Source organism: Rhabdaerophilum sp. SD176, from assembly GCF_030143245.1.
Taxonomy (GTDB): Bacteria; Pseudomonadota; Alphaproteobacteria; order Rhizobiales; family Beijerinckiaceae; genus Rhabdaerophilum.
The window spans coordinates 353383-378378 of sequence record NZ_JARJNS010000006.1; the positions used below are offsets into that span (position 1 = coordinate 353383).

Annotated in this window: 21 protein-coding genes and 1 other annotated feature; of the genes, 12 read left to right on the forward strand and 9 right to left on the reverse strand. The window is 62.7% G+C overall.

Going from position 1 to position 24996, the window contains the following annotated elements; translation table 11 throughout:
• Window positions 1-18: 18 nt before the first annotated feature.
• Window positions 19-669, forward strand: a complete 651-nt coding sequence (locus tag P0652_RS16115) for a TetR/AcrR family transcriptional regulator (protein WP_284179885.1) — start codon at window positions 19-21, stop codon at window positions 667-669.
• A 39-nt stretch (window positions 670-708) separates the two neighbouring features.
• On the opposite strand, the gene P0652_RS16120 is transcribed toward P0652_RS16115, so the two are convergent.
• The 4 genes from P0652_RS16120 to P0652_RS16135 form a co-directional block, all read right to left on the reverse strand.
• The gene (locus tag P0652_RS16120) at window positions 709-1206 is read right to left on the reverse strand and encodes an EF-hand domain-containing protein (RefSeq protein ID WP_284179886.1); all 498 of its coding nucleotides are present in this window, start codon (window positions 1204-1206) and stop codon (window positions 709-711) included.
• Between the two features lie 494 nt (window positions 1207-1700).
• Complete coding sequence (rtcA, locus tag P0652_RS16125) at window positions 1701-2723, reverse strand: RNA 3'-terminal phosphate cyclase (protein ID WP_284179887.1); 1023 nt, start codon at window positions 2721-2723, stop codon at window positions 1701-1703.
• Window positions 2724-2777: 54 nt separating this feature from the next.
• Complete coding sequence (locus tag P0652_RS16130; protein ID WP_284179888.1) at window positions 2778-4022, reverse strand: RtcB family protein; 1245 nt, start codon at window positions 4020-4022, stop codon at window positions 2778-2780.
• A 667-nt stretch (window positions 4023-4689) separates the two neighbouring features.
• The gene (locus tag P0652_RS16135; RefSeq protein WP_284179889.1) at window positions 4690-6252 is read right to left on the reverse strand and encodes a vWA domain-containing protein; all 1563 of its coding nucleotides are present in this window, start codon (window positions 6250-6252) and stop codon (window positions 4690-4692) included.
• A gap of 200 nt (window positions 6253-6452) precedes the next feature.
• Between P0652_RS16135 and rtcR the strand changes: the two genes are divergently transcribed.
• Entirely contained in the window at window positions 6453-8048 is a 1596-nt protein-coding gene (gene rtcR, locus P0652_RS16140) for an RNA repair transcriptional activator RtcR (protein ID WP_284179890.1), read from the forward strand.
• 200 nt (window positions 8049-8248) lie between these two features.
• Here the strand turns inward: rtcR and P0652_RS16145 are convergent, their stop codons facing one another.
• Window positions 8249-8920 (reverse strand): glutathione S-transferase family protein, encoded by a 672-nt coding sequence (locus P0652_RS16145; RefSeq protein WP_284179891.1) that lies wholly within the window; start codon window positions 8918-8920, stop codon window positions 8249-8251.
• Entirely contained in the window at window positions 8917-9342 is a 426-nt protein-coding gene (locus P0652_RS16150) for a DoxX family protein (RefSeq protein WP_284179892.1), read from the reverse strand. The genes P0652_RS16145 and P0652_RS16150 overlap by 4 nt, the downstream gene beginning before the upstream one ends.
• A 100-nt stretch (window positions 9343-9442) precedes the next feature.
• Here P0652_RS16150 and P0652_RS16155 point away from each other — a divergent pair, with 100 nt between their 5' ends.
• The 6 genes from P0652_RS16155 (at window position 9443) to P0652_RS16180 (ending at window position 17649) form a co-directional block, all read left to right on the forward strand.
• Window positions 9443-9883 (forward strand): MarR family winged helix-turn-helix transcriptional regulator, encoded by a 441-nt coding sequence (locus P0652_RS16155; RefSeq protein ID WP_284179893.1) that lies wholly within the window; start codon window positions 9443-9445, stop codon window positions 9881-9883.
• A gap of 307 nt (window positions 9884-10190) precedes the next feature.
• Window positions 10191-11594 carry an SWIM zinc finger family protein gene (locus tag P0652_RS16160; RefSeq protein WP_284179894.1) on the forward strand — a complete coding sequence of 468 codons (1404 nt, stop codon included), beginning with the start codon at window positions 10191-10193 and terminating at the stop codon, window positions 11592-11594.
• A complete protein-coding gene (locus P0652_RS16165; protein WP_284179896.1) occupies window positions 11591-13024 on the forward strand; it encodes a DUF5691 domain-containing protein in 1434 nt (477 codons plus the stop codon). Before P0652_RS16160 ends, P0652_RS16165 begins: the two co-directional genes overlap by 4 nt.
• Complete coding sequence (locus P0652_RS16170) at window positions 13024-14106, forward strand: AAA family ATPase (RefSeq protein WP_284179897.1); 1083 nt, start codon at window positions 13024-13026, stop codon at window positions 14104-14106. Before P0652_RS16165 ends, P0652_RS16170 begins: the two co-directional genes overlap by 1 nt.
• Window positions 14107-14110: 4 nt before the next feature.
• On the forward strand, window positions 14111-16459 hold the full coding sequence (locus P0652_RS16175) for a DUF5682 family protein (RefSeq protein ID WP_284179898.1): 2349 nt from the start codon (window positions 14111-14113) through the stop codon (window positions 16457-16459).
• Window positions 16456-17649, forward strand: a complete 1194-nt coding sequence (locus tag P0652_RS16180) for a VWA domain-containing protein (RefSeq protein ID WP_284179899.1) — start codon at window positions 16456-16458, stop codon at window positions 17647-17649. The genes P0652_RS16175 and P0652_RS16180 overlap by 4 nt, the downstream gene beginning before the upstream one ends.
• A 43-nt stretch (window positions 17650-17692) precedes the next feature.
• On the opposite strand, the gene P0652_RS16185 is transcribed toward P0652_RS16180, so the two are convergent.
• From P0652_RS16185 to P0652_RS16195, 3 genes are all read right to left on the reverse strand, one after another.
• Window positions 17693-18256 carry a DDE-type integrase/transposase/recombinase gene (locus P0652_RS16185; RefSeq protein WP_284179900.1) on the reverse strand — a complete coding sequence of 188 codons (564 nt, stop codon included), beginning with the start codon at window positions 18254-18256 and terminating at the stop codon, window positions 17693-17695.
• Between the two features lie 71 nt (window positions 18257-18327).
• On the reverse strand, window positions 18328-18993 hold the full coding sequence (locus P0652_RS16190; protein ID WP_284179901.1) for a peroxiredoxin-like family protein: 666 nt from the start codon (window positions 18991-18993) through the stop codon (window positions 18328-18330).
• A gap of 159 nt (window positions 18994-19152) precedes the next feature.
• Window positions 19153-19704: a carboxymuconolactone decarboxylase family protein gene (locus P0652_RS16195; RefSeq protein ID WP_284179902.1), complete on the reverse strand. Its 552-nt coding sequence runs from the start codon at window positions 19702-19704 to the stop codon at window positions 19153-19155.
• Window positions 19705-19821: 117 nt separating this feature from the next.
• On the opposite strand from P0652_RS16195, the gene P0652_RS16200 reads away from it, so the two are divergent.
• The 4 genes from P0652_RS16200 to prfH all read left to right on the forward strand — a co-directional run bounded on the left by P0652_RS16200 (window position 19822) and on the right by prfH (window position 24872).
• Window positions 19822-20739, forward strand: coding sequence for a LysR family transcriptional regulator (locus P0652_RS16200; protein WP_284179903.1), 918 nt, complete (start codon window positions 19822-19824; stop codon window positions 20737-20739).
• Between the two features lie 335 nt (window positions 20740-21074).
• Window positions 21075-21130, forward strand: a sequence feature (sul1 is cis-regulatory element that is thought to sense ions involved in sulfur or methionine metabolism; They are found in Alphaproteobacteria).
• Between the two features lie 104 nt (window positions 21131-21234).
• A complete protein-coding gene (locus P0652_RS16205; RefSeq protein ID WP_284179904.1) occupies window positions 21235-22719 on the forward strand; it encodes a SulP family inorganic anion transporter in 1485 nt (494 codons plus the stop codon).
• A gap of 363 nt (window positions 22720-23082) precedes the next feature.
• On the forward strand, window positions 23083-24258 hold the full coding sequence (locus tag P0652_RS16210; protein WP_284179905.1) for an RNA ligase RtcB family protein: 1176 nt from the start codon (window positions 23083-23085) through the stop codon (window positions 24256-24258).
• Window positions 24240-24872: a peptide chain release factor H gene (gene prfH / locus P0652_RS16215; RefSeq protein WP_284179906.1), complete on the forward strand. Its 633-nt coding sequence runs from the start codon at window positions 24240-24242 to the stop codon at window positions 24870-24872. The genes P0652_RS16210 and prfH overlap by 19 nt, the downstream gene beginning before the upstream one ends.
• Window positions 24873-24996 lie beyond the last annotated feature (124 nt).

Sequence of the window (24996 nt, forward strand, 5' to 3'; positions counted from 1 at the left end):
GGAGGGCGTGCCTCCACAATGAAGGCCCCGCAGGATCCTGGAAACCCGAGTGAATCCGGTTACTCCGGCCATGCGCGCGACCGTATTCTTCGCGCGGCGGCTGCGGCGTTTTCGCAACGCGGCTTTCATGGTGTCACAGTGCGTGACCTGGCACAGCAGGCGCGGGTCAACCTCGCTGCGGTCAACTACCATTTCCGATCGAAGGAGGAGCTTTACTCCGCGGTTATCGACAGCGCGCTTCAATCCTGGCTTGCCGAGACTGTCGTGCTCGATGACCTTCCCGGAACGGTTACCCTTCCTGATGTGATCCGCTTGCTGGTCTCGGCTTTGGTCGCACCGGTCATCGAGCGCGAGGAAGCGCCGTTGCTGCCTCGTCTGATTGCCTGGGACCTCTTGCAGGGAGCACGGCAGACGCGCATTGGAGCGTCGCCTGCAATCGCTGCGAGGATCCGCGCCCGGTTGGCACGCCACATGCCAGAGTCAATGGACCCCATGATGCTGGATCTGATTGCAGACTGGCTTGTGTCCCAGTGCCTGCTCCTGACGCCAGCCTTTCGTTCGCCGCTGACCGGAACGCTTCAAGATTACGCTGCTCTGCAAGGTCTGGCGGAACAGATCAGCGTTCTTGCACTCAATGGTTTGTCCGGTCTCGCAAAGAGCCAAAACTGAGCCGGACCGGGGTGCCTCTGCCCCCCGGTCCGAACAGGCTCAGGCCCCGGGCGTGCTCGCATTCTTTTCCGCTGCGGCGCCGCCATCGAGCATGTCGAGCAAACTGGACATCATGTCGGACGCTGACTTGCCCGTGACGCTTTTGCCGTAGGCATTCATGCCGTGCAACAGCGTGTCCTTACCGTGATCGCTCTCAGCCTTGTCGAACATCGCAGCCAGGCCGAGGCCGCCACCGCCCATCATTTCCTGCATCTTCATCATCATCGACTGCATCTTGCTCGACATCTTGTCGCCAAGCGCGCCCATCTCGTCCTTGGAAAGCGAGCCGTTCCCGTCCTTGTCCAGCTTCCCGAACGCTTCTGCCGCTCTCGAACCATCGCCACCCTTGCCGATCGGCATTTTCTTACCGGCAGACTGGAACTCCTCCAGCGAAATGCCGCTGTCGCCGTTCGCATCCACCTTCTGAAACATCCTGTCGCGCATCGCCGATACGTTCGGCATGCCACCGCTAACACCCATCAAGCCGCTGATATTCATAGGAACTGTCCCTTGTGCTCCTTGACGCGGGCCATCTGGCCACGCGGACTCCCATCGGGGGTCACGGATTGACAGTGCAGCGGATGGACCAAGCCCGTTTCAAACAGGTGTTCGGATTCAGCATCAGGCGACGCCAAGTTTGTCTCTCGACCGGCGCAATCCGATGTGAACGGCTCCATTGATCTGGCCGGTGAGAACGCTGGATGGGGACACTGAGATCGCTGGCCGAACGACAGCTTCCCCCCAATATCTCGGCGAGAGGGGCTGTCAGACTAACCAAAAAAGTCTCGGCATGTCCCCTAGCCCGGCATGGATCAGGCCGCACAGAGTTGACGCCACTCGGTGAGTACGGCGGCGCGGCGTTCCTTGAATGCTGGTCTGGACGCGTATTTTTTGATCAAGGAGGGAGCGCCGTGCGAAGAGCGCCCCCACGCCATGCGTGAGCCAGCCGCGAAATGCCTCCTCGGGACGCTGTGTCCCAAAGAGGCCAGCCCTCATGACGCGGCAAGCAACTCTACAGCGCACCCCTCTGCCAGAGAATGCGTCCGGATCGGCACATCCAGAAATCGCTGGATTGTCGTGATGTTGGTGCGCGTATGGTCACTCAGTGGCCCGGTCGTGAAACGACCACCCGCGCCGAGCGCCATCGGCAGAAGGAGTTGGTCCGCGAGATGCAGGCCGATCGCATGAGCCCCGGCGAGGTAGTCGCGCGCCTCCCTTGCGGCACTGGCTGCGACCGCTTCCGCGGAGACACCCTGCCGGCCGAAGCCGGTGAAAACCTCGGTCACCGCTTCATGCTCGACCTCGATCAGCACGACATTCCCGGTGCTCGGCGCGCCATCGATCTGGCAGGGGGCGAGTTCCGCATCCGCCCAGCCGAGCATCTCCTTGGCATGGACAACCTCGCGCCTTGCGATCGCGAAGGGCAGGTTCGCAACCTGCGCCTCGATGCGACGACGGACGAGCGCGCCGCGTGTCTCCAGTATGAGCGGCTCCAGCTTCGCCGACGGTTCGATCTCGACCACAATCTCCCCGCCTCCGGCCGGGAAGAAACCCGGTCGGGTCAGCCGGATGCTCACGCGGAAGCCAATCCTTGCCTGCAGGGGCAAGAAGGCGCGTGCGACGAATTCGAAGGGCGGTGCGGCGAGGTTGTGCGTTCCACCCTGAATGACAAGGCGCGAGGGAGCATCGGCGAGCGCCAGCGGCAGAAGCAGCGTCTGCAACACCAGTGACGTCGAACCGGCAGAACCGATATTGAAGACATGCGCACCCGCAGCGATGCGGCCGGGTTCAAAGACAAGCCGCGTCGAGCCTATTTCGGCATGGCGCGTTTCCGCCCCGCAGATCGCCGCAGCCGCCTTCACGGCCGTCAGATGCTGGCGCATCAGGCCGGGCTTTTCGCGGCCCGCGCGAATGTTCTCGATGGCGAAGGGCTTCCCCGTGACCATCGACAATGTGAGCGAGGAGCGCAGGATCTGCCCGCCACCCTCACCAAGGGAACCATCGATGATCATCATCGTTCTGGACTTTCTAAAGAATTCGGGTTTGCCGGGGCAGCGCGCGCCCCGGCTTTATCCCTTCACGCAGACGATCTGCCTCAGGGTGTGAACGATCTCGACGAGATCGGCCTGGGCGGCCATCACGGCGTCGATATCCTTGTAGGCCTTCGGCGTTTCGTCGATCACGTCGATGTCCTTGCGGCACTCCACGCCCACCGTATCCGCGATGTGATCGGCGACCGTGAAACGACGCTTGGCTTCCGCACGGGACATCACGCGCCCTGCACCGTGCGAGCACGAGCAGAAGCTCTCGAGGTTGCCCTTCCCGCGCACGATGAAGCTCTTCGCGCCCATCGAGCCCGGGATGATGCCCATCACGCCTTCGGCCGCACGCACCGCGCCCTTTCGGGTAATGAACACATTCTTCCCGAAATGATGCTCGCGCGCGACGTAGTTGTGATGGCAGTTCACGGCCTCGAGATGGGCCTCGAACGGCTTCTCGATCACCCCGCGTGCAGCCTCGATGGCATGGCTCATCATCACCTGACGGTTCATCATGGCGAAGTTCTGCGCCCATTCCACCGCCTCGACGTAATCGTCAAAGTTCGGGGTCCCTTCCGGGAAGTAGGCAAGATCTTCGTCCGGCAGGTTGATGAAGAACCGGCGCATATCGGCCTTCGCCCGCTCGATGAAATAGGTTCCGATGGCATTGCCGACGCCACGCGACCCGGAATGCAGCATGAACCAGACGCGATCCTCCTGATCGAGGCAGACCTCCAGGAAGTGGTTACCGGTTCCGAGCGTGCCGAGATGGTTCGCGGTGTTGGCCGAAGCGAGCTTCGGGTGCTTCTCGATGATCGACCTGAAACCCTCTTCAAGTCCCATCCAGCCTTCCTCGGTCGCCTTCGGCAGGTTGTGCCAGGCCCCTACATCGCGTTTGCCGCGCCCCACCGACCGCCCGTGCGGCACTGCACGCTCAAGAGCCGAGCGCAACGGCAGCAGGGTGTCCGGCAGATCCGAGGCGACGAGCGAGGTGCGCACCGCCATCATGCCGCAGCCGATATCCACGCCCACGGCGGCCGGGATGATTGCGCCGATGGTCGGGATAACCGAGCCGATCGTCGAGCCCTTTCCGTAATGGACATCCGGCATCACCGCCATCCACTTGTAGATAAAGGGCATGGAGGCGGTGTTGAGAAGCTGGCGCTTCGACGGTTCATCCACCGGCACACCACGCGTCCACATCTTCACCGGCGCGGCCTTGGCCTCGCGAGCAGCATCGAAAGCCTCGGTCAAAAACTCAAATGACCGTTCCATGGTCCATTCCTTCACAAAAGCCTGCCCGTTGGGCAGAAAGACAGAATTCGGCGTCGTGAGGGGCGTGGCGACAAGTTTTGGTGAGACACCTCTCCAGGGCATCGCGGCCCAAGAGGGAGGAGTCGAACCTCAAGCCTATGGCCTTACCGATGTAGTCCCACCGGCATTCGCCATGCCCTCACGACGAAGGCAGAAAGGGGTGCGGCGACGAGGGTTCGCGAGACGGTTTATTGAGCTACTGACGCCTTGCGGCGCAGGGTGGATTTGAACCACCGACCGCTTCCCCTAGGGAAAGTGCTCTACCGATGGAGTCCCGCTGGCATTCGCCGCGCGAAGGGAAAACCGTGACGACAAGGGATCGACGAAACATTCCTGCTCTACCTGGCTGAGCTACAGGCCCCCAGTGATGGACCTGACGGGATTCGAACCCGCGACCCGGATCGTAAAAAGCGATGTAGTTCCGTCTGCATTCGTCACGCTATCCCGCATTCTTCCTTTCCTGTTCAGGGCCATGGCGACAAGAGGGACGAGACCGGCTCCGGATAACGATGAGTCCGGTGGCGGTTTCCTTGCCGCCGCGCCTTGGTGGTGGATGTAGTCCCGTCGGCATTCGCCATGGTGTTGGGTTGGCCCGGGGCGCGGCCCAAGCCACGTCCCGAAGCCTTGTTCATTCGGCGAGCGCGATCTTCTCGATCTCGCCAACCCAGTGGTCGGGCGTGAGTTCACCGCGATGAAACGCGCCGATCACCTCGAACACCGCATCGGAGAAACCCCCGATATTGAGGATATCCGGCCGCTCCACCGCCTGTGTGGTGGTGGAAGGCTGGATGTTGATGCAGACCAGCTTCGCCTTCGGGTTGCGCACCTTCAGCTTCTGCCAGCTCTGCATCATCGCGGTTCCGCGATAACCATTCGGATCGGCATCCATCCAGGACTCGTTGTCCGAGACGAACACGACCAGATCGACCTTCGCCTTCTCGGCCACCAGCTTTTCGAGCGGGGCCGAGCAGTTGGTTCCGCCGCCTCCGATCGAAGCGAGCTTCGCTGCGTTGGTCAGCACCGTATCGCGCGGGTTGAGGTCGATCTTGACCACATCCTGCTCGAACGGGATGACCCGCGCCTCGCGGTTCGCCCTGAGGAAGGCCGCCGCGACAAGGCCCGCGACATCGATGCAGCGCACCGCTGTCGTTCCGCCACGACGGAAGCCTGTGACCGGGTACGACATCGAGCCCGAAACATCCGGGCAGATGACGACCTTGCCGTCGACCGTCGGAACATTGCTGACCGCGATTTCCATCGTATCCTGCAAGGCCTCCCGGACGGGCGCGGGCACGTTCGACGCCATCGCATGCGCCACCATCAGCTGGTACGGGAAGACCTTCGCCTTCCGGATCGCCGTCTCGTCCCGCAGGCGCTCGGCCACGTGGCGAACGAACCCCTCATCCTCGAACGCCTTGTGACGCGCGAAGGTGTTGAGGTTCATCCTCAGCATGTGCCAGCGCGCCTTGCGGCCGATGGCGATCCAGTGCTCCCGCGTGAGCGGCAGCGCCGTCAGCATCTGGAACGGCACATCCGGCACCTCGCGGGACGGATCTGCCTTGAACGCCTCGAATTCCCGCACGATCTCCGGCAGGGCCGAGACATCATGCGGCTTCCCGATCAGGTAGCCATAGAGCGCCGCCCGCGCCGCGGAACGCGGCCTGGGATGAACCATCTTGATCACATCGGCCAGCGAGGGGTCGTTTCCCACCGCCGCCCGCATGATCTCGCTGTCCGAGGCGTTCTCCAGCCAGAGCTGGACAAGGCGCTTGGGCCGGGTGCCGAGGGACTTTCGCCCCGTGGCACCCGAACGGAGGATCTGCACAACGTTGCGCAGCATCTTGCCGTTATCGACCACGCGGTTGAACGCGAGGCTGAAATGCTCGGTCTGCATCATGGAGAGATAGGCCAGCAGCAGGGCCGGCATATCCTTCATGAAGCCCTTCTCGCGGGCATAGATGGCCGTCTTCGCCATGAATTCCGGCTCGATTTCCGGAAGCAGGCGGGTGATTTCGTCCAGCTGCTCCCGCGCCTCCGCGTAGAAGGTGCGGTTGAGCGTGCCTGTGGCCGCGAGCTGCGCCAGCTTGTGGCGCGGCGTGAGGCTGTAGGCCGGAGCCCCCTCGTGGTTCTTCCCATCGGGGCGCGGGAGCAGCTTTCCAACGATCGATGCAAACACGGATTTGTTTGCCATTGCTCTCATCCTTCTTTTGACAACAGACCTCATTGCCAGGTTCGTGCCAAAGCCCCGGCGGCACCCGCGGGTTCTCTAAAAAACATTTATTTTCAATATATTGAGATGGAAACGACGTTAGCAGATGGAGATCGGCGTCGATTGCGTGCGCCCGTAAACTAATCTAAAGATATCGAAACTTATTTTTTGGGATAAGCGCAATGACCAAGCGTCGCGTCGTCATCGGCTTTCTCGGCACTTCGCTTGATGCCGGCAAGCACAATCGCTGGGAACGCTGGCGGCCTACGGTCGCGGTCTGCCAGCATGAGGATATGGTCGTCGACCGGATCGAGATCATCCACGACAACCATGCCGAGACGCTCGCCCAGCGCATCACGGCGGATATCGCCCAGGTCTCGCCCGAGACCGAGGCGCGTTGCCATGTGATGAACCTCAAGAACCCTTGGGATTTCGGCGAGGTCTACGCCGCGATGCATGATTTCGCGCGCGCCTATCCGTTCGACACAGACAACGAGGAATATCTCGTCAACATCACGACCGGCACGCATGTCGCACAGATCTGCTGGTTCCTGCTGATCGAGGCGCATTACATTCCCGCGCAGATGCTTCAGCTTACTCCGCCGCGGCGCTGGCAGGATGGTGGCCCGGGCAAATACGACATCATCGACATCAACCTTGCGCGCTATGACCATATCGCAACCCGCTTCAAGGCAGAGCAGGTGGAGGGGTCATCCTTCCTCAAATCCGGCATTGCCACGCGGAATGCGGCCTTCAACCGGATGATCGACCGCATCGAGCAAGTCGCGATCCGCTCGCGCGCGCCGTTGCTGCTGACAGGCCCGACCGGTGCGGGAAAATCGCAGCTTGCACAGAGGATCTATGCGCTGAAAAAGGCGCGCCATCAGGTACGCGGAGACTTCGTCGAGGTGAATTGCGCTACCCTGCGGGGTGATGGCGCGATGTCGACCCTCTTCGGCCATGCGAAAGGGGCGTTCACCGGCGCTTTGCAGGATCGTGCGGGCCTCCTGCGCAAGGCGGATGGCGGCATTCTCTTTCTCGACGAGATCGGCGAACTCGGCATCGACGAGCAGGCAATGATCCTGCGCGCCATTGAGGAGAAGCGCTTCCTGCCAATGGGCGCTGACAAGGAGGTGGCGAGCGATTTCCAGTTGATCGCCGGCACCAATCGCGATCTCTCGCAGGATGTGCAAAAGGGCAAATTTCGCGAGGATCTGCTGGCCCGACTCAATCTCTGGACCTTTGAATTGCCGGGGCTTGCGGATCGTCGCGAGGATATCGAGCCCAATCTCGATTTCGAACTGCGCAACTTCGCTGTGCGTGAAAACGAGCTGATCACCTTCAACCGTGAGGCTCGGGCCCGTTATCTCGCCTTTGCGACATCGCCCGAGGCAAGCTGGAACGCGAATTTCCGTGATCTCGGCGCATCGGTCACACGCATGGCGACGTTTGCGCCCTCGGGCCGCATCACCGAGGATGTGGTCATCGAGGAGATTGCCTGCCTTAAGCGCAGCTGGTCACGCGCGGGAGCCAATGACGGGCAAGCCTTGCTTGCAACTCTCCTCGGCGAGGAGGTCCTTCAGGCCATCGACCTGTTTGATCAGATCCAGCTCGCTTCCGTAATCCGCGTCTGCCGCGAACATTCGAGCCTCAGCGCGGCTGGCCGAACCCTCTTCGCCGCGTCACGAGTGCAGAAGGCCAGCGCCAATGACGCAGACCGCCTGCGCAAGTACCTCGCTCGGTTCGGCCTCGACTGGCAGGCGGTGAGCCGGGCATAGCGCTTGGGACGCCGGGTCGTTCGGTGCGGCAAGAATGCGCCCCCCTATCGACCGTCACATCGACTTCGTGGCTAAACCCATATCGGTCATCTCTAAGCCATGACCAATATGCGTGCGAGTTGCCGATCCGGGTGCCAGTCGAGAGATCATCACGAACTGGAGGCGGTGCCGACCAGGTTTCCAAAGGCGGCACCACAGGCTCAGAACGAGTGTGACTGTCGCGTCAGAATCACACCATCATGCTTCTCGAGAAAGCGCATCAGGCGCTCCGGGTAGTCCGGTACGACCGCACCTGCTACCGAGGGGCGGGCGGAGAGAGCCTTCCGCCAACCCAGCACTTTCGGTAGCCCCGCAAAGACGCCGAGATCACCGATACGGTCGAACACATCGAAATAACGGAAGACCGGGGCGAAGGCCGCATCGACAAGGCTGAAACCGCTTCCGGCAAAGAAGGGGCCCTCACCAAGCACCAGTTCGAGGCGGGCGAACTTCTCTTTCAGCAGCGCAGCTTTTGCGTCGAATGCCCCGGCATCCTTTGTGGTTTCAACTACCCAGATATCCGCCAGGATGGTCGAGCCAAACTCGATCCACGCCCGATGGCGCGCCTTTTCCAGCGGATCAGCCGGATGCAGCGCCGGCCCATGTGTTTCCTCAAGGTACTCGGCGATGACCGCGCTCTCGAAGAGCACGTTCTCGCCCACCTTCAACAGCGGTACCTTGCCGAGCGGCGAGATCGCCTTGAACCAGTCTGGCTTGTTGGAGAGGTCAATATCGATCCGCTGATGCGGTACATTCTTCTCGCGGAGCACGATTGCCGCGCGCTGCACGTAAGGGCAGAGATCGAAGGAAACGAGGGTCAGGGGCTGAGTCATGACACGCTCCCGAGAACGAGGGGCCGGGTCTTCTGCAGGGCATAGGCGCCTTCCCCGAGAAGCACCTGAACACCGGCAAGAAGCGTGAGATAAAGCGGATACTCCCAGCCGCCGTTGGGGTAGCCGAACATCCAGCCATTGCCCCAATGCGCCCAGGTCGCCCCGGCGAGGATTGGGACGAGCATAGCCGCAACCAGCCGGACCTGCACCCCGAGGATGAGCAGCACCCCGCCTATCGCTTCCAGCGCGAAGACCATGTAGGCGGACCATTCCGGCAGGCCAATGGAACCGAAGAACTTCGCCGTTCCCGGCAGAGTGAAGACGAACAGCTTGAGAATGAGACTATGCGCGATGAACATGGCGCCAAGCGCAATCCGAAGCAGGAAGGCGGCTAGCGCGGTGGAACGATCATGATCTGTCATGGAGGCTTCCTTTTTAATGCAGATGCATCTATATCAATGCACATGCATCAAATGTCAATTTCCATGCAGATGCATTTAATTCACGCTTTTGAGAGGTGTCATGTCTGACCCACACATCCCGACTGACGGCGTCGTCCAAGCCTGGGTGGCGCTGATCCGCGCGCAAAGGTTGGTGCTCGCGCGGGTCGAGGCGGATCTGAAGGCGGCTGGCCTGCCCCCGCTCGGCTGGTATGATGCCTTGCTGGAATTGCGGCGGGCGGGTTCGTCAGGCTTGCGACCTGTGGAGCTGGAGGGCCGGCTGCTTCTCGAACAGCACAACATTTCCCGCCTCGTGGATCGGCTGGAAGCGGCAGGCTACCTCGCGCGCAAGCCCTGTCCCGATGACCGGCGCGGCCAGATGCTCGTGCTGACCGAGACCGGCGGGGAATTGCTGCTCCGGATGTGGCCGGTCTATCGCACGGCGATCCAGCAGCATGTCGGAAGAAAGCTTGCCGATGGCGACGCGGATCAGCTGGCGACCCTGCTGAAATGGCTCTTTTGATCGCGGTAAGGTCCAGCTCGCCGAAAAGGTGCTGTCAGACAAACCAAACAGTCTCGGAAAGTCCCCTACCCCGGCATGGATCAGGCCGCACAAAGCTGACGCCACTCGGAGAGTGCGGCGGCGCGGCGATCCTTGAAACTCTGTCGGCTGATGAGGGCGCATTCCTGATTGAAGTAGTTGTGGACCGAGTCGTGCCTACGAAGCGATTTTCTCAAGAATCTCAATGCTGCCTTCTTGTCCCGACGCTTTGTGACAAAGCACTTCACTGTGCCTTGACGGTCTCCGGCGGCATGCGAAATTGAACCAGATGCACCTGATTCCTTTTGCAAAGATCGAGCAGATTGCCCCGGATCAAGGTTCGCTTGATGCGGCTCGCAAGCTCCTGAAGCCCGCGATCTGGCCGACGCTGGCCACTGATGACGCTGGCATGGTCTGGGGAGAATGTCAGGGATCCGGCTCTTCGCCCTATCGCGTCGTGATTTCGGAAGAAGATGCGGGGTATAAATGCTCCTGTCCGAGCCGAAAATTTCCCTGCAAGCACTGCCTCGCCCTGATGTGGATGCGCGCGGAGGGCAAGACGGCTTTCTCCACCGGAACACCCCCGGATTGGGTGGCGGATTGGCTGTCCCGGCGCCGCGCATCGGGGTCCAAGCCCGCCGAGACGGATGAGAGGCGCCCGCAGGCCTCGATCCGGGCCACGGATGCCATCGCTGAGGAAGACATCGACCCGAAGGCCGAAGCGCGGGCGGCCGCGCAGCGCGAGCGGATCCGGATCGAGCGGGAAGCCTCCATCCTGATGGGTCTTGATGAACTCGATCTTTGGCTGTCGGACCAGCTGAGCCAGGGGCTTGTCAGCTTTCCCGCTGTCGCCATAGAACGATGCCGGATGGTAGCCCGACGCTTGGTCGATGCGAAGGCCGGCGGGCTCGCCAGCCGAGTCGAAGCGTTGATGGCGGATCTCTTCACCGTGCCGGATCAGGAACGCGCGGAATGGCTGATGACCGCGTTTGGACAGCTGCATCTCATCGCCGAAGCCTATCGTCGCCAGGACTTTCTGCCGGAGGATCTGCGGGCCGATGTCCGGCAAGCAACGGGCTGGACGCTCGCCCGGGAGGCCCTGCTGGCCAACCCGCAGGCGCCGAGGGTCACGGGGCGCTGGCTTGTCCTCGCCGCGACGCAGGTGGTGCAGCCGGACAAGGTGCGCCGCATGGAAACCTGGCTGGCCCGCTGCACGCCGGGCGACGGTCCGGCTTTCGCCCTGCTGATGGATTTCATTCCGCTCTCGGCCGGCGCGGTCGGCAAGAGCTACGCCGTGGGCGAGAATGTCGAGGCGGAGCTCGTCTTCTATCCGTCGGCGGCGCCTCTGCGCGCGCTGATCGGCACACAGACGAGCGCGCTGAATGTCGAGCCGGTTCCCTGGATACCACCCCATGACCTTGCCGCCGCGATCGAGGCCTTCGAACGGGCAATGGCCCGCCGACCCTGGCTCGACATGGCCCCGTTCGGCGTCTCGGATGCTGTTGTGCGGACGCATGGCGAGGCGTTCTGGCTGACTGACCCTGCCGGAAAGGCGGGTGTCAGACTGAAGGGCGGCGCGTTTGAGCAGCCACTTACCGAGACCACGATCGATGCTGCCTTCGGGCTTTTTGACGGTCGGGAACTTCGCCTGAAATACGCGGCAACGCCAATCGGCACCTGGATCGCCACATGATCGTGGATAAGGGCTTTGTTCAGCGCGCCACCCATCACCTGTCCCTCGGGCTTGCGCGGGCCCCCCTGCCGGCCGAGGGAGCCGGCCCGGTGGCGGCCGATGCGCCGCTGGCCCTTCTGGCGATGGCCGGCCAGGCCCGACGCTTCATCCGGTCAGCCCTGCCGGACCGCTTCGACCCGCCCCAGGAAAGCCGGGATGACCGGCCCCTTGTGTCGGATGCGGCCCGCGGGCTCCTGCAGGCGATCAAGCCGACGACCGGGACAACCGAACTCGCCATTGCCGATCTGATGGAGAAGCGGCGGCTTCGCCTGCATCCGTTCGATCTTCCCGCTCTGGCCAGCTTCGTGAAGGCCTATGCCGAGCAGCTTGGAGAGAGCGCCATCGCCTTCGCCTCGAGTGAAGGCGAGAAGGAACCGCAGACGAACGATTTTTTCGACGCCAGCGTCATCGACGAAACCAACTGGATCGCCGCATCGCCGGCCCGAAAGTCCACCTTCATCCGGACGCTTCGGACGCAGGATCCGGCCCGCGCGCGGGACATCGTGCAGGCCGGCTTTGCCGGCCAGCAGGCGCCGGCGCGGGTCAAAGTGCTGCAGGCCTTTGCCGTCGGGCTTGCCCGCGACGACATCCCGTTCCTGGAATCCCTTGCAGGAGACCGTGCGCCCAGCGTCAGAACGCTGGCCGAACAGCTGCTCAGCCGCCTGCCCGGCACGCCAGCTTACGCCGCGCGCCTGACCGACGTGATGTCGCGCCTCACGCTCGTCTATAGCGGCTTGCTGAGACGGCGGGCGGAGATCAGGATCGAGTATCCGGCGACGATCAACGAATGGCAGCGACCGGGCTGGCTTTTCGAGATTCTGGAGGGCCTGCCTCTTGACGGGCTTGCCAAGGGGCTTGGCATTTCCGTCGACGAGATGGCGGCGGCCGCCCAGAAGGCCGACAGACTGTCGATCGCGCTGGCGCGCCAGGCTATTGTCGAACAGCGGTTTTCCCTCGCCGCCAGCCTTCTCGCCACCGATGGCGAGGACCTTGAGCTGCTGCTCTCCAGCGAGGGGCCGGATCTCGATCTGCTCGCCGATCCGGCTATCGGGGGCTGCTTTGCCGAAGCCGTGCTCCGCCCGGAAACATGGCAGACCCTGCCTCAGGCTGGCTTCTTTGACCGGCTCTATCGCCGGCTGCGGCGCCCGTTGCCGGAAACAACTCTGGCGGGACTCGCGCGTCTGCCGGTCTGGCAGGTGCCGGTCCCAGCCACGCGGGCCGATGACGCGGCAGCGATCCTGCTGGCGCTGGTCCCACTGGTCACGCCGGGCTACCGGCCCCTGCTGCGCCAGGCGCTCGCCGGGTTGCCCCTTGCGTCCAGCCACCGCCCAAAACTCGTTGTCGATCTTTTCGACGAACTCGCCCCCCCCGTGAAACCAGAGGCTACATAATGTCCGGACGAGATTTGCGACAGGGCGCGGAAGAAACCTATGCGGCCGAACTGGCGGCACTCGCATCGGGCGATGACCGCCCGCGACCGGACAACTGGCGGCTGTCTCCTCAGGCGGTCGTGACCTATCTGGTTGGAGGCAAGGCGCGGGATGGCACCACGATCACGGCGAAATATGTCGGCAATCGCCGTCTGATCGAAACGGCGGTCGCAACCCTGGCCACGGATCGCGCCCTGCTGCTTCTCGGCCTGCCCGGCACTGCCAAGTCCTGGGTATCGGAGCATATGGCCGCGGCGATTTCGGGGACATCGCGGCGCATCGTGCAATGCACGGCCGGCACCGACGAAACGCAGATCCGGTATGGCTGGAACTACGCGCAGCTTCTGGCCAAGGGACCATCCCGCGAGGCGCTGGTGCCAACGCCGCTGATGCGCGCGATGGAGGACGGCACGCTCGTACGGTTCGAGGAACTTACCCGCATGGGCTCAGATGTCCAGGACACGCTGATCACGGTGCTGTCCGAAAAGACCATGCCGATCCCGGAACTGAATTCGGCCGTCGAGGCGAGGCGCGGGTTCAATGTGATCGCCACGGCCAACAACCGCGACAAAGGGGTCAATGAACTGTCTTCCGCGCTGAAGCGGCGCTTCAACGTGGTCGTGCTGCCTTTGCCGGCAACGCTGGAGGAAGAGACCGCGATCGTGGTCAAGCGGGTGCAGGAGATTGGGACCGGCCTCGCGCTGCCGCCGATCAAGCCTGCAGACCAGGAGATTGCACGGATTGTCGTGATGTTCCGCGAGCTTCGCGAAGGGCAGACGCTGAATGGCAAGACGAAGCTGAAGACCTCGACCGGCTCGCTCTCGACCGCGGAGGCGATTTCCGTCGGCATCGGCGCCTGGGCCGAGGCGGGTCATTTCGGGAATGGCCAGCTGGATGCCCAGGCCATGGCGGCCAATCTCGTCGGGGCCGTGGTCAAGGACCCGGTGCAAGACCGGGTAGCCCTGCAGGAATATCTCGAAACGGTGGTCCGCAACCGGGATGGCTGGTCGGATCTCTACTCGGCCATCCGGGAGGTGATGTAGGCCTGTGGACACGCGCCTTCACCTTCTCGGTATCCGCCATCACGGCCCGGGTTCGGCCGCCAGCGTCCTCCAGGCGCTGGATCTGATCGACCCCGATATCGTGCTGATCGAGGGCGTGCCCGAGGCGGACGACCTGATCCACTACGCGGCGCTGCCGGGAATGCAGCCGCCCCTGGCGCTACTGGTCCATGGCGTCGAGGATCCGTCGCTGGCGATTTTCCTGCCTTATGCCGAGTTCTCGCCCGAATGGCAGGCCATGCTCTGGGCAATCCGCAAGCAGCGCCCGGTGCGCTTCATCGACCTTCCAGCAGCGGTATCACTGGCGTTGCTGGCGCAGGAGCGCGATTTCGTTCTCCCCGTAACCGACGCTGACGGGCTGGAATCGACCGATACGGAGACATCCGGACCGGAGACCTCCGCCGACGCGGCCCGGCCGGATGATGATCATTTCTCCCCTACCGGCCCGGTCGATCCGCTCGATCGGCTCGCGGAACTCACGGGCTATCCGGACGGGGAATCATGGTGGAACGCGCTGGTCGAAACGCGCGGCGCCTCGACGGAGCTGTTCCGGTCCATCGAGGATGCAATGACGGCGCTGCGCGGCGCGGAGCCCGACCGTTTCGCCGATGATCCCGCCCGAAGGCTGCGCGAAGAGCGGCGCGAGGCGCAGATGCGGCTCGCGATCCGGGACGCGCTGAAACAGAGCCCCGGCTCCGTCGCCGTCATCTGCGGTGCCTGGCACGTTCCCGCGCTGCGCCAGCCTGTTCCGGTCACCACCGACAAGGCCGTGCTGCGCGACCTGCCCAGGATCAAGGTCAATGCGACCTGGATTCCCTGGACGGATGAGCGGCTCGCGGCCCAATCCGGCTATGGTGCCGGGGTGATCTCGCCGGGCTGGTACCGGCATCTCTGGACGACCTATGGCGGAACGGGCCTGGCCTCGGCCGAGGCCTTTGCGGCGGGCTGGCAGACCAAGGTCGCGCAGGCGCTGCGGGATGCCGGGCATTCCGGCGCCACCGCCTCGGCCATCGATGCGGCGCGGCTGTCCATCAGTCTTGCCGCGCTGCGCGGCCATGCGACGCCGGGGCTCGACGAAATGCGCGACGCCACGCTGGCCGCGCTCTGCCACGGTGACGAGATCCCCTACCGGCTCGTCGAACGCCGACTCTTCATCGGCGAGAGCATCGGCTCGATCGACGAGAGCACCCCGCAAATGCCGCTGGCGGCGGATCTTGCCCGCTGGCAGAAGCGGCTCCGCCTGAAACCGCAGGCCCTCGGGGAGCAGATTTCCCTTGATCTGCGCAGTGAGGCGGGCCTGCAGAAATCGACGCTTCTGCACCGGCTGTTGATCATCGCCGTTCCCTGGGGGGTGCTCGTCGATGCCGGCAGGCAACGTGGCACCTTCCGGGAAGTCTGGACCCTGTCCTGGGCACCGGAACTCTCGGTCAAGCTGGCCGAAGCGCTTGTTTTCGGCGTGACGATCGAGCAGGCCGCCGCGAACCGTTCGGTCGCGCTGGCGAAGGAGCGGCGATCGGTGGGCGAACTGGCCGGCATTGTCCGGCAATGCCTCCTTGCCGACCTTCCGGAGGCAGCTGAACTCTGCATCGGGGCGCTCCAGGCTGCTGCCGTCAACGCCGGTGACATAGCCGGATTGATGCAGGCGGTGCCACCGCTTGTCTCCGTCCTGCGTTACGGGACAGCGCGCCCCTATCCCGAATCCGAGCTCAGGGCGCTGGTTTCCGCGCTATGCGTCGAGGTGAATGCCGGGCTGTTCGGGGCAACCCAGAACCTGGCCGATGATGCGGCACGGAACATCCACGCGGCGATCCGGGCCTATGACGAGGCGCTGCAGCTTCTGGGCGACAGCCTCTTCACGGAGGCCTTCCTGCTTGAACTGGAAAGGATCGCCCACGGCGCGTCAACGGTTGCACTCCTCGCGGGCTTTGCCCTGCGTCGGCTGCATGATCGTGGCGCCCTCACCGGCGGCATGACGGCTTCCCTCTTCTCGCGCCGGCTTTCGCCGAGTGTCCCGCCCAAGGAATGCGCGGACTTCCTGGAGGGATTCCTTGATGGCGCAGCCCAGATCATGGCGCAGGACCGCACCCTGCTTGGCCTTGTCGATGAATGGCTGATGGCGCAGGACGAAGCAGCCTTTGTCGAGATCCTGCCGATGCTTCGGCGTTCCTTCTCCAGCGTCGAGGCCGCCGGTCGCCGCCTTCTGCTGCAGGCCCTCGATGCGCCGGCAGCCGGCACGGCAAAGGGCGCGCCCGAGGGTGCACTCTCCCCGGTATTCGACGAGGCCCTGCCCTTGCTTCTGACCATTCTGGGACTCGACGGAAAGGGGCCAGCATGACCACGGACACCCCTTTTCCAACCGTTGACGAGCGCAGACGGCGCTGGCTCCTGGCGCTGGGCGCGGATGACCGTTCCGGACTTTCGCCGCGCGACATGCGGATCGATGCGGCCCTTTCCGCGCTCTACGGGCGCGGAGACGGCGGGGAAAAGGAAAGCGGCAATCGTAGGGGCGGGCTAAATGCATCGGCGCCGCGGGTTGCAAAATGGCTTGGCGATATCCGGGAGTTCTTCCCGACACCGGTGGTCCAGGTCATCCAGCGCGATGCTTTCGAGCGGTTGAATCTCAAGGCCATGATGCTGGAGCCGGAATTCCTGGCGACGCTGGAGGCCGATGTCCATCTCGTGGCCGATCTCATCAGCCTCCGGTCGGCGATCCCGGAAAAGGCCAAGGACACCGCCCGGACCGTCGTCAGGACTGTGGTCGCGGCCCTGATGGAACGGCTCGCCCATCGAACCGCCGAAACCATCCGCGGCGCCGTCAACCGCTCAAAGCGGACATCGCGGCCGCGTTTTGCCGACATTGACTGGCCCAGGACCCTTCGCGCCAATCTGAGCCACTGGCAGGAGGAGTATCGCACCGTAGTGCCGGAAAGGCTGGTGGGAGCAGCGCGCCATTCCCGGACCAAGGCGGATCTCGATCATGTCATCCTGTGTGTCGACCAATCCGGCTCGATGGCCACCTCGGTTGTCTATTCGTCGATCTTTGCCGCCGTCATGGCGTCGCTGCCGGTGATCGAAACCCGACTTGTCTGTTTCGATACCGCGATAGTCGATCTCTCCGAGGAGCTGAAAGATCCCGTCGAGGTGCTGTTTGGTATCCAGCTCGGCGGCGGAACCGATATCAACGCGGCCCTCACTTATTGCCAGACCCTCGTTCAGCAGCCGGCCAAGACCCATCTTGTCCTGATCACCGACCTCTATGAAGGCGGCAATGCGGAGGAAATGTTGGCGCGTGCGGCGGCGATGGTTGCCTCCGGGGTCAATGTCATCGTGTTGCTCGCCCTCTCCGATGAAGGGCGGCCGGGCTATGACGATGCCCATGCCCGCGTGCTCGCGACCTTGGGCTGTCCGGTTTTTGCCTGCACGCCGGACCAGTTCCCCGACCTCATGGCTGCTGCGCTGAAGCGGGAAGATATCCATTCCTGGGCCGCCGCCCGCGACATCCAGACGATCCGCGGCGGGGCCTGAGCGGCGAGAGAAACAGGTGAAACCGCTCCCCCCGGTTGTGTTGTCAGACAAACCAAAATGGTCTCGGAAAGCACCCTACCCCGCCATGGATCAGGCCGCGCCGCCACTCGGTGAGAGCGGCGGCGCGGCGTTCTTTGAATGTTGGCATGGATGAGAGGTGTCGTTCCTGGTTGAAGCGGTTGTGAACGGAGCCGTGAACCACGGCGAATTTCTGCAAAATTCGCGGCCCGGACCTGTGGTTCAATGCCGCCTTCTTGTCGCGACGCTTCGTGACGAAGCGTTCGAGCACCTCGCCCTCGTGATCGACAGCGCGCCAGAGATCGTGCTTCACCCCGTTGATCTTGACGAAAACCTCGTCGAGGTGCCATCGCCGATGCCGGAAGGACCGCATCGCCTGGACCCGACTCCGGCGGATTTCGGCCGCGAAAATCGTCCCGAACCGGCTCCACCAGAACCGCACCGTCTCATGCGTGATGTCGATGCCGCGCTCGTGCAGAAGGTTCTCGACGTTACGGAGCGAGAGCGGGTACCGGACAAACATCATCACCGCCAGGCGGATGATTTCGGGCGAGGTCTTGAAGTACCGGAAAATGCGGGCGTTGCTCATGCCATCGAGGGTAGCCGCGTACGCTCAGGCGGCAACCCGGCTTTTGTCTGACAGTGCCATGCTGTGAGCTTTCAGGCGGCGTTGGCCTGAACAATGTTCTGCAAGGCAATGATGGCCTCGCGCGGATCGAGCCGCTTGCGATAATCCGGTTCGATGAAGGCGGCAGCGATGCGCCCGCCCTGCCCGATCACGAAGGTTGCCGGCATGGGCAAGGCCCATTCGCCATCGCCATTGCGTAGGGGCAGAGCGTGGCCGGCTTTTTCATAGAACGGCTTTACCGCCTCGGAGAGCGGGAACCGAATTCCAAGCTTCGCAGCAAGCGCTCCGCCGACATCCGACAGAACCGGGAAAGCCAGGTCATTCTTCTGGGCTGTTGTCAGCGAATGGTCCGGCGTTTCGGGCGAGAGGGCCACCAATTCGGCACCGAGTTCATGGATCCGAACGAGTTGTGCCTGGAATGCCCGCAGTTCGAGGTTGCAATACGGGCACCAGCCACCGCGATAGACCGTCAGCACCACGGGCTTCTGACGGATCAGCGCGTCGAGATCGAAAGGTTGGCCAAGGGCATCGACAAGGTGGTGCGTGAGCGGCCAGAGGTCGCCGCGCTTGGCGGCGCTGTCGAGAATTCCGCTGCTCCGCAATCCTTCGATGTCGCCAACGATCAGTGCGGCAATCGCCTCACCGACGCGCAACTCCCAGCTTGCGCGAAAGGCATCGAGTTCGTTCTGGAGGGGCATGACATTCCTCTTGCACTTCTAGAAACCCAGGATGATCCAGCAGGCGGCAATCTCCGCTGTGACCAAACCCGAGAGAAGGGACACGAATTTCAGAAAGATCGGCATGGCGTCATTCCTGCTGCAGGGAGAACGGCCGGCCGCGCGGGCCGGCCAGTGGCGTCAGGCGGCGAGGCCGATCGTAAGCTTCGGGGCCGCGGGGAAATCCACAGGCACGCGGGTGGTGGCATGGAGATAGTTCGTCACCGTCTTGTCGCCGATGATCACGATGGCATCGATGAGGTTTTCCTTCGTCCAGCCGGCGGTGAAGAACGCATCGACGAGGGCCGGCTCGCCATGGCCGCGGTTCGTGGCAATCGAGCGGACGAGACGTGCCAATGCATCGAGCTTCGCATCGAAGCTCGCCCGGCCGCTGCGGATCTCGAGGATCTGGGCCGGGGAGAAGCCCACCATGCCGCCGATCACGGTGTGTGCGGCAAGGCAATATTCGCAGTCATTGACCTGGCTGACGACGAGGTTGATCACCTCGCGGGCCTTGCCGGTGATCGAGGACTTGCCATTCTGGAAGGCGAGGTAATTGGCGAGCGCATGTTCGGAATGCGCAAGCGTCGCATAAAGGTTCGGCACCATGCCGAGCTTGCTCTTGAGCTGGTCGAAGATCGCCTGGTTGGCGGGTGTTACGTCATCGCGGCTGGGAACGGGAATCAGGGTCATGGTCGGGTCTCCTCTTGTGCAGCGGGTCTGCCGAGCTGCGTGAGGAGAACCATCATGCATTCTACAGGCGGCGATAAGTCTGCTTGATTGCAGAACATTCATTTGTAGAATGTATGAATGAGCGATCTCCTCACCCTGTTTCGGACCTTCACGCGCGCGGTCGAAGCGGGCTCCTTCACGGCTGTGGCACGGGAGATGAATGCGACGCAGCCCACGGTGTCACGGCAAATCGCCGTACTTGAGGATCATCTGGGCTGCCTGCTTTTCCAGCGGACAACACGGACGCTGACCCTCACGGATGATGGCCGCGTGTTCTATGAGCGAGCGCGGCAAACCCTGGAGGCCGTGGCTGAAGCCGAGAGCTCGGTCGGCAAGCGTCGGGGCAAGCCGAGCGGACGCCTGAAACTCGCCTGTTCCGGCGTGTTCGGCCGTTTGCATGTTATCCCGCGATTGCCGCGCTTCCGGGCCCGCTATCCCGATATCGAAATCGCGCTGGTGATGAGCGACAGCTTTGCGGATCTCGTCGAGGAAGGAATTGATCTGGCCATCCGGATCGGTGAGCCACGCGACAGCGGTCTCATTGCGCGCCGCATAGGAACCACCCGCCGGGTTGTTGTGGCGTCTCCGGCCTATCTCAAGGACCGGCCGCCTCCTGAGCAGCCAGAAGATCTCTCGCAGCATGCCTGCATCGTCTATGACCGCCTTCTGACCGGTGCGAGCTGGACCTTCTCCACCCCCGAGGGCCCAAGGGTCATTCCTGTCGAAGGGCCCATCCATGTCAACAACACCGAGGCGGTCCGCTCCTGCATTCTCGAAGGGCTCGGTATCGGCTACGTGCCGAGCTGGCATTTCGTGGATGGCGAGATCGAGGATGGCCGCCTCGTGGTGCTGCTGCGGGAATTCGAGGCGCCGATCCAGCCGATCAGTGCCGTCTATCCGTCTCGGCGCCACCTGCCGCCCAAAGTGCGTGCGGCCATCGATTATTTTGCTGCGGAATTCGATCTGGATCCAAGATTGAGGATCGCGGAGGTTTGAGCGGGTATAGCCGGATTTCAGCCTCCCAAAAGGGGCGCATCGCCGGCCGCTCTGCACCCCCGTTTTGAACACCCAAGGTTAAATGCGCAAAAGCCGAAAGCCGACATTGGAGAAAGTCTATTGGCCTCCGGCACCCCGGGGGGCATTTCAATCCCGATGGCGGCATGTTCGAGCCAGGAATCCACCGAAGAACTACCCCGAAACTGTTCAAACAAACCAAGCCAGCGCCAGGTTCAATCCCGTTCATTTCGATCGCCCGAGATGGAAATGACGCGGGGATCGAATTTGCTGCATTGCAACGCAACACAACCTGACCTAGCGTGAAGTTACCGAACCATGGACCCGGTGCAATTCCGGGTGGCTATTCCGGCCGCCGATCCGCCGGACCACTTCGCCCAGCGACAATCCGACATGCCTTGGCCGTCCAGACGGAATTCGGCCGACCATTTTCCTCAAAGGCAAAAGCGGGCGGCTCCCGATCATCGAGTTTCACCCATGGATATGGTTCACCTCCGGAGCGAATGGGCTCCGAACATCACGCGCGAGATCCTCGCCGGAACGGTTGTCGCGCTGGCTCTCATTCCCGAGGCGATTGCGTTCTCGATCATCGCCGGGGTGGACCCCAAAGTGGGGCTTTACGCCTCCTTCTTCATTGCGGTGATCACGGCCTTTGCCGGCGGCCGTCCGGCGATGATCTCCGCCGCAACAGGCGCCATGGCGCTGGTCATGGTGACCCTGGTGAAGAACCACGGCATCCAGTACCTCTTCGCCGCGACCATCCTGACCGGGTTGATCCAGATTGCCGCCAGCATCGCGCAGGTGGGCACCCTCATGCGCTTCGTCTCGCGCTCGGTGATCACCGGCTTCGTCAATGCGCTCGCGATCCTGATCTTTATGGCGCAGATGCCCGAACTGATCGGCAAGGGCATGAATGTCTACCTGATGACCGCCGCGGGCCTCGCGATCATCTATGGCCTGCCCTATCTCACCAAGGCCGTGCCTTCCCCGCTTGTGACCATCATCCTGATGACCGGACTGGCCATGTACTTTGGCTTCGACATGCGCCGCGTCGGCGATATGGGCCAATTGCCAACGGAGCTTCCGTTCTTCGCGTTGCCGCAAGTGCCGCTGACGCTTGAGACCTTGCAGATCATTCTGCCCTATTCCCTGACGCTGGCGATGGTGGGCCTGCTCGAAAGCCTGATGACGGCGGCCATTCTCGACGAGATGACCGACACCGAATCCAGCAAGAACCGGGAATGCGCGGGCCAGGGCATCGCCAACACCGTCACAGGCTTCTTCGGCGGCATGGCGGGCTGCGCCATGATCGGCCAATCAGTGATCAATGTCTCATCGGGCGGGCGTGGTCGGCTTTCGACCCTGTGGGCCGGGTTGTTCCTGCTCTTCCTGATCTTCGCGCTCGGCCCCTATGTGGCGCAGATCCCGATGGCCGCACTCGTGGCCGTGATGATCATGGTGTCGATCAACACCTTCCAGTGGAAATCCCTGAAGGACCTGCTGATCCATCCCAAACAATCGAGCTTCGTCATGCTTGGCACAGTTACGGTCGTAGTCTTCACCCATGATCTCGCCAAAGGCGTGCTGTTCGGGGTCATCCTTTCGGGGCTGTTCTTTGCGCACAAGGTCACGCGGTATTTCGCAGTGAGCTCGAAGCGGGACGAAAGCAGTGCCGTCAGAACCTACCAGGTCACCGGGCAGATCTTCTTTGCCACAGCCGAGGCTTTTCATGGTGCCTTCGATTTCCGGGAGGACGACCTGAAAGGGATCGTCATCGATCTTCATGCCGCGCATTTCTGGGATATCACCTCGATCAATGCGCTCGATCGCGTGGTGCTGAAGTTCCGCCACCATGCCATTCCGGTCGAAATCATCGGCATGAACGAGGCCACGGCGACGATGGTCGAGCGCCTCGCCACACATGACAAAGATGGCGCGGCCTCAGGGGCACTGGGGCATTAAGTTGTGATCGGCCAATCTCGATTGGATCGCCAGCTTCACGCCGCCGAAACGATCGTTTACGTCTTCATCGTCTAGCCCTGAGACCGGACTTTCGGCACGATAATGGAAGAATAGCGCGTTTCGACGCGACCGACATTCCAGCAACACTGTGACTTTCTCGCACTATGCCGGGCAAAGAGTTGCCTGTATCTGACTCCTCGTGATGCAAGCCGTGTGTCTTGCACAATAAGCGTGAGGGTACAGCCATGACGATGTTGAGCTGCTGCCTGGTCAGGGCCGAAATCTGACCATCCCGGAAGCCGGAAACGGCGAACGCTTTCTGCCGCCTGCCTGAAAACGGCGGTTCTTATCGGAAAATTTGAAATGGGCACTCCCCGTCTGGTGGGCGCATCGTCGCGCATCCACCTCTTTGCCTCATCCACCGCGTGGATTGAGGATGCTGCCGTGCGGCAGCTGGAACAACTCGCTGATCGCCGAGGCATGCGCGCGGTGGCAGGTATGCCGGATCTGCATCCTGGCCATCATGGCCCGGTTGGCTGTGCCGCCGAGGCCGAAGGCAGCGTGCATGCCGATATCGTTGGCACCGATATCGGCTGCGGTATGCAGTTCTGGTCGCTTGATATACCAGAGCGCAAGCTTCGCCTCGACAAGGCCGCCGAGCGCCTCTGGACGCTCGAGGGGCATTGGAGCGGAAATGCCGAAGCGCGTCTCGAGGAAGATCTGCCAACAGAAGGGCTTGATGTCAGCCCTTTTGCCGGCGCACTCGGCACCATCGGCGGCGGCAATCATTTCTGTGAAGTGCAGGCGGTGGTCGAGATCGTTGATAGTGATGCTGCCTCGGCAGCCGGACTTGAAATGGGTTCAATCGGTTTGCTCGTCCATTCCGGCTCGCGCGGTTTCGGGGCGGCAGTCCTGGCCCGGCATTATCATGCCGGTACGGAAGGCTTGCCGCTGGAGGGAGGTGGTCTGGCCTACCTTCGGGATCATGACCGGGCGCTCGCCTATGCGCGCCTGAACCGGCAGGTCATCGCAGAGCGGGCGATGGCATCTCTTCGGACGGAGGGCGTTCTCCGGCTCGATGTCCCGCACAACCTGGCGGAGCGGAAAGGGTCTCGCATTCTCCATCGCAAGGGCGCGGCGCCATCGGATCGGGGCCTTGTGCCCGTGCCCGGCTCGCGCGGCGCTGTGACCTATCTGGTGGCGCCGTTGGAAGCACCATCAGAGGCTCTCTGCTCCATTGCACACGGCGCAGGCCGCAAACATGACCGTGCCTCGATGGAAAGGCGTGTCCGTACATCAGCGGGCGATCTTGAACGGCTTGCACGCAACCCGTTTGGGGGCCGGGTGATCTGCACCGACCGGCAGTTGCTGATCGAAGAAGCACCGGATGCCTACAAGGACATTCACAAAGTCATTGCTGATCTTGAAGCGATGAACCTGGTGCAGGTCGTGGCGATCCTCCGTCCGGTGGTCACGTTCAAAACCGCGCGGCAAATCCGCCGAATCGAACCGCGCAACGGATGGAAGGACAAGCGGTGAGCGATATCCTTCTTTGTGTGACGGCGGGGCGAGGCCCCGCCGAATGCCGTCTCGCGGTCGAACATGTCATCGATGCCATGCGGGGCGAAGCCGAGACCGCCGGTTTGACATTCGGCGAGGAGGCGCCTGATGGGAATTCCGGGTCGGTGCTGCTGACTATCGCGGGGGAAGGCTGTGAGGGGTTTGCCCGATCCTGGGTGGGGACGATCCAATGGATCGCGCGCAGCGAGATCCGTCCCGGCCACAAGCGGAAGAACTGGTTCATCGCAGTTCGACGGATTGATCCGACTAAGCGGAAACCGGAGATTGCAGCGAACGAACTCCGGTTCGAGACAATGCGCGCGGGTGGCCCTGGCGGGCAGCATCAGAACCGAACCGAAAGCGCGGTACGCTTGGTGCATGTACCAACCGGCCTTAGCGTGATCGCGCGCGATGAGCGGTCACAGCATCGAAACAAGGCTCTTGCGACCGAGCGCATCAGGGCGTTGCTGGGAGCGGTGCATGAACGTAACCGGGATGCGGCGCGGTTCCGGGACTGGCTGGCGAAAATTGCCATCGAACGCGGCAATCCCATCCGCACCTATGAAGGACAGGAATTCCGGCGGCGCGGGTAAACCGCGCCGCCGGAAAGGGCTGTGACGCGCTGCCATTTCAGACACTCAGGTAAGGTGCATTGTAAGCGATGGGGTGGACGCCCCCCGACGGCATCGATGTGCCAAGGTGGCGGGTGTTGAAGCA

Excerpts from the sequence above, each read along its gene's own strand:
- P0652_RS16130 (WP_284179888.1), bottom strand. The coding sequence starts at position 4,022 with ATGGAACGGTCATTTGAGTTTTTGACCGAGGCTTTCGATGCTGCTCGC.
- P0652_RS16115 (WP_284179885.1), top strand. The coding sequence starts at position 19 with ATGAAGGCCCCGCAGGATCCTGGAAACCCGAGTGAATCCGGTTACTCC.
- P0652_RS16185 (WP_284179900.1), bottom strand. The coding sequence starts at position 18,256 with ATGAGCAACGCCCGCATTTTCCGGTACTTCAAGACCTCGCCCGAAATC.
- P0652_RS16135 (WP_284179889.1), bottom strand. The coding sequence starts at position 6,252 with ATGGCAAACAAATCCGTGTTTGCATCGATCGTTGGAAAGCTGCTCCCG.
- rtcR (WP_284179890.1), top strand. The coding sequence starts at position 6,453 with ATGACCAAGCGTCGCGTCGTCATCGGCTTTCTCGGCACTTCGCTTGAT.
- rtcA (WP_284179887.1), bottom strand. The coding sequence starts at position 2,723 with ATGATGATCATCGATGGTTCCCTTGGTGAGGGTGGCGGGCAGATCCTG.
- P0652_RS16145 (WP_284179891.1), bottom strand. The coding sequence starts at position 8,920 with ATGACTCAGCCCCTGACCCTCGTTTCCTTCGATCTCTGCCCTTACGTG.
- P0652_RS16150 (WP_284179892.1), bottom strand. The coding sequence starts at position 9,342 with ATGACAGATCATGATCGTTCCACCGCGCTAGCCGCCTTCCTGCTTCGG.
- P0652_RS16190 (WP_284179901.1), bottom strand. The coding sequence starts at position 18,993 with ATGCCCCTCCAGAACGAACTCGATGCCTTTCGCGCAAGCTGGGAGTTG.
- P0652_RS16155 (WP_284179893.1), top strand. The coding sequence starts at position 9,443 with ATGTCTGACCCACACATCCCGACTGACGGCGTCGTCCAAGCCTGGGTG.
- P0652_RS16205 (WP_284179904.1), top strand. The coding sequence starts at position 21,235 with ATGGATATGGTTCACCTCCGGAGCGAATGGGCTCCGAACATCACGCGC.
- P0652_RS16165 (WP_284179896.1), top strand. The coding sequence starts at position 11,591 with ATGATCGTGGATAAGGGCTTTGTTCAGCGCGCCACCCATCACCTGTCC.
- prfH (WP_284179906.1), top strand. The coding sequence starts at position 24,240 with ATGGAAGGACAAGCGGTGAGCGATATCCTTCTTTGTGTGACGGCGGGG.
- P0652_RS16170 (WP_284179897.1), top strand. The coding sequence starts at position 13,024 with ATGTCCGGACGAGATTTGCGACAGGGCGCGGAAGAAACCTATGCGGCC.
- P0652_RS16180 (WP_284179899.1), top strand. The coding sequence starts at position 16,456 with ATGACCACGGACACCCCTTTTCCAACCGTTGACGAGCGCAGACGGCGC.
- P0652_RS16195 (WP_284179902.1), bottom strand. The coding sequence starts at position 19,704 with ATGACCCTGATTCCCGTTCCCAGCCGCGATGACGTAACACCCGCCAAC.
- P0652_RS16160 (WP_284179894.1), top strand. The coding sequence starts at position 10,191 with ATGCACCTGATTCCTTTTGCAAAGATCGAGCAGATTGCCCCGGATCAA.
- P0652_RS16210 (WP_284179905.1), top strand. The coding sequence starts at position 23,083 with ATGGGCACTCCCCGTCTGGTGGGCGCATCGTCGCGCATCCACCTCTTT.
- P0652_RS16200 (WP_284179903.1), top strand. The coding sequence starts at position 19,822 with ATGAGCGATCTCCTCACCCTGTTTCGGACCTTCACGCGCGCGGTCGAA.
- P0652_RS16120 (WP_284179886.1), bottom strand. The coding sequence starts at position 1,206 with ATGAATATCAGCGGCTTGATGGGTGTTAGCGGTGGCATGCCGAACGTA.